Origin of the sequence: Methanobrevibacter thaueri (genome assembly GCF_015062905.1) — an archaeon.
Taxonomy (GTDB): Archaea; Methanobacteriota; Methanobacteria; order Methanobacteriales; family Methanobacteriaceae; genus Methanocatella; species Methanocatella thaueri_A.
This window is the reverse complement of record NZ_SUTK01000010.1, coordinates 30,667-45,719: the sequence shown is the minus strand read 5'-3', so window position 1 is coordinate 45,719 and position 15,053 is coordinate 30,667. Positions and strand designations below refer to the sequence as shown.

The following is a 15,053-nucleotide window of genomic DNA, read 5'->3' as shown; positions in this document are numbered from 1 at the left end:
CATAGCCGGTTATGATGATGACGCTACTATTTCCAATTGTAACTTCTCCGATGACAATACCGCTGAAATTGGAGGTTCTCTCTATAATGGCGGTAATTTAAAATTAACTGGCAACACTGTTGAAGGTGATGCTTCAGGAATTTATTCTTCCGGCGCTGGTAAAATCGATACTCATGTATGGGTAATTGTTAATGATAATCAAGATGTTACTGTTGAGTATTATGATACCATTCCTATTGTTGTAAAAATCACTGATGATAATGGAAACTTGATTAGAATTGATGAACCTACTTTAACAATTGATTTAGGCGATTCCTGGACTCGTTATACTTTAACTCTTGATGAAGCAACAGGATTCTATACTATGGACAATTATCTTGTTAATCAAAAATCTGGTTTGCTTACTCCTTCTAGGACCACTATAGGAAAATACTTCGCTAGTTATAATGCAAATACTAACCTTAACTCTTCATATATTACTATGATTAAGGCAGATGCTTCATTGGAAGTTACCTATCAGAATGTTTCCAGACCTGATGATGTGGTTATAACTATTAATCTAACTGGTAAGCAAGGGGCTCCTAAGATTTCCTGGGCGGCCACTAGTGCTACTCCATTTAAAGTAACAGTTAATGATGTAGAATATAAGGTTAAAATTACAAATGGTATTGGTACTTTAACCATTCCTGATTTACCTGCTGGAGAGTATGTTGTTAATGCATCTTGGGACGGAAATACAAAATATAATCCTATAGAACCAACAACATTTATCTTAAAAGTTTCAAATTTAAACGTAACAGAATTCACAGTTAATACTAAAGGTAAATTTTTATCCGACGAAAATGTCACTATAAATGTAACCTTATTAGGTGTCAACGGTGAAGGATTAAACGAAACATTTAATGTAATCGTAAACAACGCTGAATACACTGTAACAGTTTCTAACGGAACCGGTTCATTCAACGTATCCGGATTGGCTCCTGGTCATTACTCCGCTTTAGGAATTTTCCCTGGAAATGACAATTACAATGGCGCTTACGCTACTGGATTGTTCACTGTATTATATCCTCTCCCAATCTTGAATGTGACTGTTGAGGACATTACCTACGGTGAAGATGCAGTCATCAATATTACTTTAACAGAAGCCGACGGCACTCCATTGGATGGCAGAATCGGCCTTAGTGTTGGTGGAATATTCTCATTGGACACTACTATTCTTGGTTTTGCCTCAATAAAAGTTCCTAATTTGCCTGCTAATGAAAACGGTTGGGCTATTACAGTATACTATCTGCCCGATGAAGAACATATAAATACAATGAATGACACTGAAATAGTTAAAGTGGCTAAAGCAGCTTCTACAATCGATCTTACCGGTCCGGATGACATTAACATCGGTGAAAATGCTGAATTTACCGCCACTATTGGTGCTAAATCTGATGTATTTGTTTTAAACATTTGGGTTGATGGCAAAGAATATATTTTAATGGGTCCTGCCGAATGGGATTCAAACGTTGCAAGCTTTATGATAACTCCAGAGTGGTTACCTGAAGCACGTGACTACAATATTACAGTTCAATTCAAAGGTAATGAAAACTACACTGCATCCGAAAACATTTCACAAATACTCACTGTAAACAAAATCGATGCGGGTAATGTTATCCAAATTTCAGGAAGCACCGTTATCTATGGCGAAAACGCTACTGTAACTGTTGAACTTCCAATGGATGCAGAAGGTAATGTGACCGTAACTATTCCAGGTGTAGGAACATTCAACGAAACTGTTGAAGGCGGAATTGCTGTTGTAGAAATCCCAGGATTAGGCGCGGGTCTTTATGAGTTGTTCGCTGTAGAATACTCCGGTGATAACAGATATACTTCTCACACTGGCATGGCCACTGTTGAAGTAAAAAAAGCCAAATCATCCGTTGAAATTAAACCTATTGCTGAAGTTACCTACGGAAATAATGTAACTATTGGATACACAGTTTTAAACGCAACTACTATAAAAATTAATGTTGCTTATGGAGGATTAGTACCAGTTTATTATGTTACTTTTGACGCTAATGTCAGTAAATACGATGGTTCCCTTGTATTGCCTAACTTAGCCGCTGGCGAATATTTTGTTGTAGTCGAAAATGATGTTAATGATAACTACACTTTCAGTGCTGCTCCTGCAGAATTCACTATCAATAAGGCAGAACCTACAATGCAAACCGAAATCAGCCCAAATATTAAGGCCGGTGATGCAAATGTTGTAGTTCAAGTGGTTTTACCTGAAAATGCTACCGGTAAAGTAATGCTTTTAATCGATGGCGAACCGACTAACCAAATGGGTTACGATTTAATCAATGGTACCGTAAACATTACCGTGCCTGCTGATTTTGTCAATGCTGGTAAACGCTCCTACTATGTAATCTACGATGGTGATAATAATTATACTTCAGCTTATGATCTCAAATCATTTGAAGTAAGCAAAGCTGATCCTATGGTTTTTATTGCGGTTATTCCAGATATAAATAATAAAGAACCTGCTGCTGTTTCAATTTTCGTAGGCAATATCACTGGAGGCCTAACAGTTGCTAGAGCAACCGGTCAAATCTTGATTGAAGGTTATGGTGTTGCACGCTTAGAAAATCTTGAAGATGGTATCAGCAATTTAAATTTAACCGATATCGTTCCTGGAGATTATGAAATCAAGGTAACCTACTTAGGTGATGATAACTTCAACAATGCAAGCAACAGTATCAAATTCACTGTGCCTAAACGTGCAGCAACTGTTGAAATCACTGATGTCACTGAAAACATTTTAGTCGGAGAGAACGCTACAATCACAGTTAATATGAATCCTGATTCCGCAAACGGTAATGTAACCATCTATATTGATGGTACTGAATATGCAACTGTCGTGCTTGATGATGAATACGCTAATGCAACAGTAAGCATCCCTGATTTAGGTGAAGGCGAACACAAAATTGGCGTAAAATACAATGGTAACGACCATTATAACGCATCTGAAGTTGTAAACACAACCGTAACTGTTGATAAAGCGGGTTCAAAAGTCACTATTGACCCTATTACCAATGTAACTTTCGGACACACAGTTGAAATTTCATACACAGTTGAAAATGAAACTACTGTAACATATTCTGTAGTGAATGAAAGCGGAGTTAAACAAACATATCAAATCAAAGACGGCAAACTTGTCTTATCAGGATTAAGTGTCGGCAACTACACCGTCACTATTACAAATGCTGAAAATAACATGTTTACCGGAGATTCAGCAACTGCCAAATTTACAGTATCTGAAAACCCAACATTTGATTTCAATGTCAACTTCCCAGAAAACAGTACTGATACCGTATTCTCAATCAGCGTGCCTGAAGATGCTGGCGGATATCTGTTAGTTGATATTGACGGTCAACATTATTACGCTCCAGTTAAAAACGGTACTGCAACCGTCGTTGTTCCTGGATTGGCTCCTGGAAACTACACTGCAACCGTTTCATACACTGGTGATGACAAATACGTCAACGCAACAACAACCAAGGAAGTTTCCATACCTTCAAATCTGCCTGAAGATGCATTGGCTATTCCTGAAAGCGGAGATACCGAAACACCTTCTACCTATTCAATTAGCCTGCCGGCAGATGCTGATGGTTTCCTCATAGTGGATGTTGACGGAACAAAATATGTTGCAGCTTTACAAAACGGATCCGCTAGTGTAACAGTACCTGCTTTGTCTGAAGGCGAACACAATGTAACTGTTACTTACACCGGTGACGGTAAATACTCCAGTGCTTCCAAATCAAGCAATTTTACTGTCAAAAAACCTGTTTACAAGATTACAAGCAACAAGAATGTAAATGTTATTTACTCATCCAATGCGTACTACAAAGTTCTTGTAACAAGAGACGGTAAGGCAGTTGGCGCTGGTGAAAAGGTTACTGTCAAATACAACGGCAAAACATACACAGTTACAACAGATAAGAATGGTTATGCAACCTTGAAACTTGACACTAAAGTGAAAGTTAAAAAATATGCTATCACAGCCAGTTACAAAGGCGTAACAGTTAAAAATACTGTTAATGTGAAACATTTGATTAAGGCTAAATACATAAAAGTTAAAAAATCTAAAGTCAATAAGATTAAAGTTAAAACCAATAAAGTGAATGGCAAATTCCTTAAAGGTAAAAAATTAACTTTAAAAGTCAATGGCAAAAAGATTAAAGCCAAAATCAATAAAAAAGGTGTTGCAACATTCAAAATCAAAAAGTATGTTCTCAAAAACCTTAAAGCAGGTAAAAAATACAAATACAGCATAAGCTACGGTAAAGACAAAATTACCAAAAGAATGAAAGTTAAAAAATAGGGATTTTTAATCTCTATTACTTTTTTTATTTTTTTCATATATACTTGCCAAAACGAAACACCGAATTACAACACACCAACCAATTAAAATTAAGATACGATTAATAATTCACCACACTACTGACATAACTATTTATTTAATCAGTCACATTTTTCATTAAATTGTAGTTGTATTCAATGCATTTTTTCCAATTCATGTGCAAGTCTTAAGCAGGGAGATCTCATTCTAGATGAAGTTCGAAAATCGAAATTTGAAATAAATTTCCAATAATTTTTTTAAAATTAACTATTTTTATATAATATTAAAATCAAAAATTTAATCACTAATATATGGTGATTAAATGAGAATACTTCTTATTCATTCTGATTATTTAAACTACAATGTGAAAAAAGAGACACCTGTAGCCGAGGATATTGAAGAAGCCAAAAAAGAAGGCTCCTTTGATGATTCTTTAGTAGTATTTACAGCTGTTGAAAAAGATGACGAAGATAATCCAGAAGGTATTGTTAAAAATCTAGTTAAAGAAGTCATAAAAACTAATGATCAAGTTAAAGCTGAAAACATAGTGTTATATCCATATGCTCACTTATCTTCTTCATTAGGTTCTCCAAAAGTCGCTGTTCAAATTTTGAAAGATGCAGAAGAAGCGCTTTTGGCTGAAAACTTGACCGTAAAAAGAGTACCTTTCGGATGGTATAAGGCGTTTGAAATCTCCTGTAAAGGACACCCTTTAAGTGAACTTTCAAGAACAATCACAGCCGATGCTGAAGAGGAAAAGGTTGAAAGAGAACCTTCCAAATGGCAAATTCTTGAAGGAAACAAAATTACTCAAATCGAAGATTTCGACTTCCAGAACAGGGCTTTCAAACAGCTTGTAGACTATGAGCTCGGATGCGGAGCATCTGATGAAGGCGAACCTCCTCACGTCAAACTGATGAGGGAAAAGGAAATCTGTGACTATGAACCTGCTTCCGATGTAGGTAACCTTAGATGGTACCCTAAAGGTAAACTGATCAGGGACCTTTTAGCCGATTACGTTTATGACCTTACCGTTGAACGTGGTGCAATGCCTGTTGAAACTCCGATCTTTTACGATTTGGACAATCAGGCAATATATGAGCATGCATACAAGTTTGGTGAAAGACAGTACAGGACAGACACCAAAAAGAAACTGATGCTCAGGTTTGCAGCATGTTTCGGAGCATTCAGACTGATGTCCGATTCATATCTCACATGGAAAAATTTCCCTGCAAAAATCTTCGAACTGACCAGATACAGTTTCCGTTACGAGAAAAAAGGGGAAGTTGTCGGACTTAAAAGATTAAGGGCATTCACAATGCCTGATTGCCACTCATTCTGTACCGACGTTCAGGCATCCCTTGAGGAATTCTCCCAACAGACCGACATGTGTATGCAAACCGGTGTGGACTTGAACTTGGACTTTGAAGTCATTTTCAGGGCAACCCAGGACTTCTTTGATGAAAACGAAGAATGGATGTATGAGATTGCCGACAAGTTCAAAAAACCGATTCTATTGGAGATTTTACCTGAAAGACACCATTACTGGGTATGTAAAATCGACCTTGCAAACATCGATGCATTAGGCCGTCCTATTGAAAACCCTACTGTTCAAATCGATGTTGAAAGCGGTAAAAGATTTGACATCACCTACCTCGGTGAAGACGGCGAGCAGCACAATCCTACAATATTGCACACCTCCCCAACCGGAAGTATCGAAAGGGTATTATGTGCAATGCTTGAAAAGACTGCACTGGAGATTAATGAACGCGCACCAATGCTTCCAACATGGTTAAGCCCTATTCAGGCAAGAATATTGACAGTCGGAGAGAATCACAAGGAATTTGCAGAAGAGCTATACTCAAAAATCAACGCTTCCAACATTCGTGTCGACATTGATGACAGGGATGAAAGCGTAGGTAAAAAGATCCGTAACGCTTCAAAAGAATGGATTCCATACATTTTTGTCGTTGGTGACAAGGAAGCTGAAACCGGTAAATTCCAGGTGACCGTACGTGAAACCGGTGAAAAAGTCGACATGACAGTTGACGAATTAATTGATGAAATTAATGCTAAATGTGAAGGAAAACCTTTCAGAAGATTGCCTTTACCTAAGGACATCTCAAGAAGGATTAACTTCCAATAGTTTATTAAAAATAAAAATTATAGTATAATATGGAGGAAATTTAATGGACCCAATGTATAAAATAGGAGAAGCTCTTATTGGAGATGGCCCTGAATTAGCACATATTGATTTATTAATTGGAGATAAGCAAGGACCAGTCGGTCAAGCATTTGCAAACGGTTTATCCAATTTATCTGTAGGCCACACTCCACTAACAAGTGTAATCAGACCTAACTTAATGACCAAACCAGCTACTTTAATCATTCCTAAAGTAACTGTTGGAGATTTAGATGATGCAAGCAAAATATTTGGACCTGCACAAACTGCAGTTGCAAGAGCAGTTGCTGATGCAGTAGAAGATGGATACATTCCAAAAGACATCGTTGAGGACATTGTAATCAACGTAAGCGTATTCATTGACCCTTCCGCAAAAGACTTCAGAAAAATCTATCAATACAACTATGGAGCAACTAAACTCGCAATCAGAAGAGCAATGGAAGGATATCCAGACATTGATAAAGTTCTTGCAGAAAAAGACCGTGGAACTCACCCAATCATGGGATTCAAAGTCAAAAAATTATGGAGTCCGCCATACCTGCAAGTTGCACTTGACCTCGACAATGAAGCTGCAATGGAAAGAATCATCAACGACTTGCCTGACAACGACAGAATCCTTTTAGAGGCTGGAACACCTTTAGTCAAAAAATTCGGTGTTGGAATCATCGGCAAAATCCGTGCTTTACGCCCAGATGCATTCATCATTGCTGATTTGAAAACTTTAGACGTTGGTCGTGTTGAAGTTAAAATGGCAGCAGATGAAACCGCTGACGCAGTGGCAATTTCAGGCCTCGGTACAATCGAATCAATTGCAAAAGCAATTCACGAAACCCAAAAACAAGGTATCTATTCCATCCTTGATATGATGAACGTCAAAGGATTTGAAGAAAAATTAGCACAACTTCCTGATGATTTAAAACCAGATATCGTTTTATTACACAGAAATGTTGACATGGAATCATACAGAGCCGAACACGGTGAAGATGTAAGTGACATGACTGAATGGGGTAATATTAAGGATATCAAAGCAATCCTCGGCAATAAAGGTCTTATCGCTGTTGCTGGTGGTATCAAACCTAATAATGTTGAAGAAGCTATCCAAAAAGGCGCAAACATCATTATTGCAGGCAGATACATTATCGGTTCAAGAGATGTAAGAAGAGCTGCACAAGACTTCTTAGAACACTTTGACCCAGATCCAGACAACATGAGACTTGCAATGGATGAGGATGAAAACATTGAAGTGAAAGACAAAGAGTAAATTAGATTCATTCTAATTTACAACTATTTTTTTTTTAAAGGAGTTTTTTTATGGGATTTTGTAATTCTTGCGGACAACCTATTGTAAAAGAAGATTACGGTACAAATAAGGACGGCAGTCTAAACCCTGAATTTTGTAAGGACTGCTATCAAAACGGTGAGTATACAGAACCGGACATAACTTTAGAAGAGATGATTGTTCGAAAAACAAAAGAGATGATGGAAAAAAATCCTAGACTTGCGGAAACTCAAGCGACTGGAATCACTGCATTTTTCATTCCAAGTCTAAAAAGGTGGAATCCAGAGTTTCAAGATGACTATAAAACTCTTTAGGATCTGTTTAGCATAAATTCTTTAACTCTGCTTGCGATATAGTCATCGCGGGATTGATGGGTTTTGAGGTTATACAGCTCATCCTGCACGTCATTGAATTTATCAACCAAATCGTTGTATTCATCTAAAAGTGAATCATAATCTTTTTCTAAACTTTCATTTATTTCATATATTTCAGCGTAGCTGGTTTTGGTGTTGAGATTTTCTTGTTTTAAATGGTCATATTTTATGGAAACCTGATTATAGCTTTCACGAATTGAGGAGTGCTCTTCTTTTAAATTGGAACATTTGGTTTTCAGGTTTTTATTTTCTTCCTTGATGCTGGAATATTTGGTTTTCAGGTTTTCATTTTCGGTTTTGATGTTGACAAACTTGGTTTTGAGGTTTTCGTTTTCGACGATTAATTTGGAATGTTTGTCTTTGATGTTTTCATTTTCTTTTTTAAGTGAATCAATATTGTCCTGATGTAAATTTTGGTATTTATTTTCCATTTCACTTAACGCTTCATCTTTACGTGCAATTTCAGCTTTAAGTTCATTAATTTCCTTTTCAAATTCCAAAGTAGGCGCCTGATTAGTATTTTTAAGTTGTTCTTCCAATTTTTTCACTTCCTCAACATGTAAATAATTAGCTATTCTCAATACTATTATCTCTTCCTCTCTACTTTTGAATTTTTCAATTTCTGAATTTGGGATAATAAGAACTTCTTCCTTGTTTTCATAGATGTCTTCATTTTTCGGCACTGTAATTTGTATCTGCTCTGTGGTATATTTCTTCCGTTCACCATTTTTCAGTGTTCGGTTATACTCTCTAGAATACTTTTTTACGATACCATTCCCTACTTTCATATTATCCCCTATTTCTGATAATATACTTTTGTTTTTTTGATTTAATAAATATTTTGTAGGCCTTAAATTTTTTGTATTACTTTTTTATATAAAATTCTCAAATTAGTAATACTTTAATAACATTTATTAATAAAATTAATGAAATATAATTATTATTAAAAGTAGGGGATTAAAATGTTTAAAAATAAAAGATTTTATTTGGCAATATTTGCAATTTTAATCATTATTTTATCTTCTCAAGTTGTTTTTGCTCTAGAAAATGATACAGATACAAGTATTGAGGACAACCAATTTATTGGAAGCGATAATGATTTAATTGATGATGATATTGTTGTTGAAGATTGTACTGAAAGCGGGGGTCATACTTCAGATGGGTTAAATTCAGATAATCTCCTCGAATCCACATCCGAGAACACAGTTTCTTCACAAAAAAATTATACATTGTTTTTTATTAGTGACAACCCCGGCACTAATATTTTAGATGCCGCCAGTCAGGAACTTTTCAATGGGAGCGATTTTAAAAATGTAAATATAATCGTCAGAAGTGGTGAACAGATAAAGACAATGGATGAATTGGAACTGGTAAATTTACTTTATAAATCTGATGCATTCATCGGTGAATGGATTAGTACCGATGTTGATGCAGTTTTGACAAGTGCTGTAGAGAAATATCCTGACGTTGCACAAAAGCAAGTGTTTTTAATATTGGAGCCACCTTCAGGAAATCTTAATTCCGGATCTTCTTCCATTAACTTGATTAAGCAAAATACAATTAATTACAATAAGATTTTTTCCTCATTCACAACAGAAGACATCATAACATATTTTTCAAATACCCAAAGAGGAACAAGTTATGAAGACATTGAAAGATATATAAGGGGCGATGGTGCAGTATTCAATAAGATGTTAAATGATTTGGTATTGTATAAGGATATCAATGACAAGAACAGCATGAAAAATCAAATTTTATATCTTTTGAATTATCTTGGGGCGGATGTTAATTATGAGGGACCGAATTTCACTGGTTCTTACCTATATGGAATCTACAGGGAAAGGTGGTTTTCCTTAGATGAATATATTGCGACTTATTTCAACTCTTCAAATACCCGCACGGTAGGAATATTGGAAAGTACGATGTATGTTTCATCCCAACAGCTGCATCCGACATATGCAATAATTAAATCATTGGAAGACAAGGGATATAATGTCATTCCAGTGTTTGCTGCAGGTGGTACTGCTGAACAGTTAAGGGTCATGGTTGAGTCTTTCACAAGTGCCGGCAGCAATATTTCAGGATTCTTAGCGAATTCCTCAAATTATGAAATGTATGTGGATGCCATTATCTCTATGGTGGCATATGGTGTTGGAGGAGAGAATTTCACTAAAACAATAGACTTTTTTGAAGAGCTTAATGTTCCAGTTTTCAGGGCGGTTCATTCAGATTATGTTTCTAATGAACAGTGGGAGCTTGGAAGCACAGGTTTGACTACAGAAAAAAGTGACAAATGGTGGCATGTTGCCATTGCAGAAGCTCAGGGTATCATTGACGCGACTTTCATCGGAGGAATATCATCATATATCTCTAATTTGACAGGTGCAAGAATCGTTACATATATTCCCCATGAAAGAAACATTGACCTGTTAACCGATAGGGTCGATTCATGGGTGGATTTGAAATATGCCGAAAATGGTGAAAAGGTATTGTCCATCATCTATTATAACTATCCTCCGGGAAAACAGAATATTGGATCAAGTTATTTGGATACAATTACCAGTATTTATAATATACTCTATACTTTAAAGGCCGCAGGCTACACTGTCGAAGACTTGCCGAACAACGTTTCAGAACTTGAAGACATGATTTTAAGATGTGGAATCAATGTCGCTAATTGGGCGCCTGGTGAACTTGAAAAACTGGCCAACCAATCTGGCGTAACATTGCTTCCTGTCAGTGAATACACAGAATGGTTCAATTCACTGGAGGACATCATTAAGCTTCAGGTTCGTGAAGGTCCGGTCGCATACATTGGAGAGCTGGCAAGAAGGTCAGTCGAGTTAAACTATACCGTGACTATCGGAGACACAATCGATGATTGGCTAAATCAGGTTACCTCATTGCTTCCGGATGATAAGGCGGCCGATGCGAAAATAGTTTTAAATAAGATTGTAGGGGCCCTGAAAAACTATACTAACACTCATGATATTAAATACTTCCAACTGTTCCAACAGTACTTTGCTGAATTCAAACAGTTGAATGTTTCAGGACTTAACGGATGGGGCGATTCACCGGGCACTGTAATGGTTGTCAACAGAAATGGAGTAGACTACTTTGTTATTCCGGGTTTGACATTTGGAAATATTTTCATTGCTCCAGAACCTCAGAGAGGTTGGGAAGCGGACATTTCAAATCTCTATCACTGTACAGCTGTCGCTCCAACACACCAGTATCTTGCTGCATATTACTATATGCAAAAATATTACTCAAATGCAATGGTTTTTGTTGGAAGACACGCAACTCATGAATGGTTGCCTGGAAAAGAAATCCTATTGTCAGCAACCGATTACGGATCTGTTGTTGTTGGAGATGTGCCTCAATTGTATTTCTACATTTCCGATGGTTTGGGAGAAGCTATTCAGGCTAAAAGGAGAGGATTTGCCGTATTGATTTCACATTTGACTTCTCCAATGTCTTATACTCATTTATATGGAAACTTGACAATTTCGGTTAATCTGGTTAATTATTATTACAATACAGAAAATGCAGAATTGAAAGCCGAATTTGCTCAGCAAATACGCAATTTTATCATTGACCAGGATTACTCAAGGAATTTGGGATTAAGTGTAGATGAAGTGGCAAATCTGACTGATGATGTCCTTGTCAAGAAGCTGGATACGTTTTTAAAATCGCTTCAGGATGTGTTGTATCCATTGGGTCTTCATGCTTTGGGACAATATTGGACTGAAAAAGACCTTGTAAGCACGGTTTCAGTAATGTTGTCATTCGATTTTGAAACCGAACTGGGTGAAACTAACTTATTCGATGAACTTTCCCACATTTATTATTCTAAAGATTATGATGCTTTATCCTCTTTTGAAAGAGAAGTTATCTTAAATAAGTCTTATGATATCTGCAGAGCCCTGATTTATTGGGATGTGGATGTTGTTTACAGTACATTGGTTGCAGAAAACAATTTATATGAGAATACAAAGGTTCTTGCCTGTTTGCAACTGGCCAAGAAATACATAGGTTTGATAAATGAAAGTGTAACCAATGAGTTGAATTCAATGCTCAACGGTTTAAATGGTAAATATATTCCGATTAGTGCCGGTGGAGAAGTAATTTTAAACCCGATTGTTCTTCCGACAGGTAGAAATATGTATCAGGATCAATCACAGGAACTTCCAACTCAGGATGCATGGAATTACGCAAAAACATTGGCGCTCTTGACATTATCAGGTTTGAATGATACTACCGAAAAGGTCATAATGGGTATCTGGTGTGTTGAAACCGCAAGGGATGACGGAGCTTTGGTTGCATCCGTTTTATATCTTCTTGGAATGAAACCAGTCTGGTCTGATTCCCCTAGTGCAGGTTATTTTATAGATGATGAAGATGATCCTGACCATGACCATGGGGAAATCGGTCAAAAAACCAAATCCATGCCCGAATATATTCTTTTGGAAGACTTAACCCGTCCTGAAGGTTGGGATAAGAAAAGAATTGATGTAACTGTGATTACTAGTGGTCTGTTTAGGGATTTATACTCTTCTCAATCTATTTTGTTAGATAATGCATTTAGGGTGGCACTTGCAAGATCCTACAATACCATTGTCCGAAACAGTACTCTTATGAGAAGTCAATACGGTAAGCAAATAAAAGAGGCCATTAATTTTGTCATGGAAGGCATTGGCTATTATGGTGTCAGTTCCGAATCGCTTGATGACAATTATGTTGCAAAGCATTGGGTCGAAGACTGCATATATTACTTGAGTCAGGGTTATAATGCCACAACTGCTGGAGAATATGCAATTACACGTATTTTTGCACCACCAAACGGTGATTACGGTGCGGGCATATCAAAATTGGTATCCATGTCATGGACCTGGAACGATACAAGCGAGCTTGCCGACTTTTACCTTGGAAGGATGGGAAACATGTACTCCAAAAACTATTGGGGGGATACAAATCCATTGGTATTCCTTAGGGCATTATCCAATTCTGATACAATTGTAACCAGCCGTAACACTAATCAATATGGTGTTCTTGACAACGATGACTTCTTCGATTACTGGGGAGGATTGTCCATGACCGTCGAGAAGATATCCGGCAAAACCCCTAACATGAACGTATTGATGTACGCAAATAAGGATAAGGCATACATTGCATCCTTAGAGGAAGTGATGTATCAGGAAATAGCTTCAAGATACGATAATCCTGAATGGATTAAGGGAATGATGGCTGAAGGATACAGCGGTGCAAGATACATGTCCAACAAGTTTGTAACTAATTTATATGGTTGGCAGGTGACCCGGCCTTCTGCTGTCAGTGATGCTTTATGGAACAGGGTTTATAATACTTACTATAATGATAAATACAATATTGGAGTTACTGATTGGTTGAAATCAGGAAATAATGCATATTCTCTTATTTCCATGAGTGGAACAATGCTGACTGCCATTCAGGAAGGCTATTGGAATGCAGATGAGGGCACAATAAGAAACATTGCAAACACATGGGCTCAGGCCACAGTTCAAAACGGTGTTGCATGCTGTGACTGCAGTTGCGGAAACATTGCAATGATGCAATGGGCGGTTCAGTATGTCAATCCAGATATATTGGCTCAGCTATTGCCTAAATTATACCAGGCAACCCAAAATCCTGTATTCTCAGATAATACTCAGTCAACCGTTCCTCCGGAAAATCCTGATAACAGTCAAAATCCAAAGGAGGCTTCATCGAACAATCCGGTTGAAGGTTCAACATCCTCAGCCACCATTGCAACAAATTCAAGTTCAACAACAACCAATCAGGCTACAGCACAAAACGGTGAAAATGCACAGGGAGAAGCATTTTCAAATGTGGGTGCAGGAAGTGAGTCAGTACAGGCGGGAAGTTCTTCCGTAGAAGGTGCCGACGTTAAAAAATCAGTTGAGATTAATCCAATCACTTCACAGTCTGCAAGTGAGGTGGGATTATCAATAATTGCAGTTATTGGAATATTATGCTTAATAGGAGTAATCGCATTAGGTTACTTTAGAAATAGGGATGAAGAAGAAGAAATTAAAGATTTGGATAAATTATATAACGAAAAAATTTAAGGTGTTAAAATGGATGCAATTAGTATATTATGGCAATTAGGAATTTTATCGGCTGTTTTAATCTTTGGAATTAAATTGGGATTGGCCACTGGTTTAGCAAATATGTCAAAGAGATATTTGGCTTTGGTTTCAATTGGATATGGAGCTGGAGTTTTAATATTGACTCAAATAGCTTCATTTTACACAACTCAAATTACAGATTTGATTTATACATACAATTTTGAATTCTTTTTGATAATGGCCGTTATAATGATATTGGCAGGAATTTTCACAATTAGAGAATATAAGGTATTTGAAAGGAATACTACTGCAGCAACATGCATGGCGATTGTTGCACCGTGTCCGTGCTGTTTTGGATCAATTCTTGTAAGCATATTGCTGGTTGCCCCTACTGTGGGATTAGGGCTTATGAATTTAAGCGTTATTGTTGCTTCAGCATTGGTTTTAACAATTGTATTGACCTATTTTGCATCAAATTATCTTGTTAGATTTATTAACAAACCATATCCTATAGTTTTAGGAAATTTCATGTTCTTTTTGGGAATTTATTTCCTACTGTCTGCATTATTCCTTCCAAACATAACTGCAATGATTCAAAATCCGATGGATGCTATTACAATCGCTTCTGTTGACTATGTAAGTATTGCCATAATTGTTATTTTGGCTATTATGGCGATAGGTGGAATTATTTCAAAAAGAAATACAAACTTTAGGTGATTATTAA

7 protein-coding genes are annotated in these 15,053 nt (G+C 36.8%); 6 read left to right on the top strand and 1 reads right to left on the bottom strand.

Annotation, left to right across the window (positions count from 1 at the left end; all coding sequences use genetic code 11):
• From E7Z79_RS03495 to E7Z79_RS03480, 4 genes are all read left to right on the top strand, one after another.
• Positions 1–4,369, top strand: a 4,369-nt coding sequence (locus E7Z79_RS03495) for an Ig-like domain-containing protein (protein ID WP_303738590.1), incomplete at its 5' end; no start/stop codon positions are given.
• A 340-nt stretch (positions 4,370–4,709) separates the two neighbouring features.
• Positions 4,710–6,533 carry a threonine--tRNA ligase gene (locus E7Z79_RS03490; RefSeq protein WP_303738589.1) on the top strand — a complete coding sequence of 608 codons (1,824 nt, stop codon included), beginning with the start codon at positions 4,710–4,712 and terminating at the stop codon, positions 6,531–6,533.
• 52 nt (positions 6,534–6,585) lie between these two features.
• Entirely contained in the window at positions 6,586–7,830 is a 1,245-nt protein-coding gene (locus tag E7Z79_RS03485) for a bifunctional 5,6,7,8-tetrahydromethanopterin hydro-lyase/3-hexulose-6-phosphate synthase (protein ID WP_303738591.1), read from the top strand.
• Between the two features lie 50 nt (positions 7,831–7,880).
• Positions 7,881–8,162 (top strand): zinc ribbon domain-containing protein, encoded by a 282-nt coding sequence (locus tag E7Z79_RS03480; protein ID WP_303738588.1) that lies wholly within the window; start codon positions 7,881–7,883, stop codon positions 8,160–8,162.
• On the opposite strand, the gene E7Z79_RS03475 is transcribed toward E7Z79_RS03480, so the two are convergent.
• Positions 8,159–9,010: a phosphoserine phosphatase gene (locus tag E7Z79_RS03475; protein WP_303738587.1), complete on the bottom strand. Its 852-nt coding sequence runs from the start codon at positions 9,008–9,010 to the stop codon at positions 8,159–8,161. The genes E7Z79_RS03480 and E7Z79_RS03475 overlap by 4 nt on opposite strands.
• Positions 9,011–9,184: 174 nt before the next feature.
• Here E7Z79_RS03475 and E7Z79_RS03470 point away from each other — a divergent pair, with 174 nt between their 5' ends.
• Together E7Z79_RS03470 and E7Z79_RS03465 are read left to right on the top strand one after the other, a co-directional pair.
• Positions 9,185–14,329, top strand: coding sequence for a cobaltochelatase subunit CobN (locus E7Z79_RS03470; protein ID WP_303738586.1), 5,145 nt, complete (start codon positions 9,185–9,187; stop codon positions 14,327–14,329).
• Between the two features lie 9 nt (positions 14,330–14,338).
• Positions 14,339–15,046 carry a DUF2162 domain-containing protein gene (locus E7Z79_RS03465; RefSeq protein ID WP_303738585.1) on the top strand — a complete coding sequence of 236 codons (708 nt, stop codon included), beginning with the start codon at positions 14,339–14,341 and terminating at the stop codon, positions 15,044–15,046.
• Positions 15,047–15,053 lie beyond the last annotated feature (7 nt).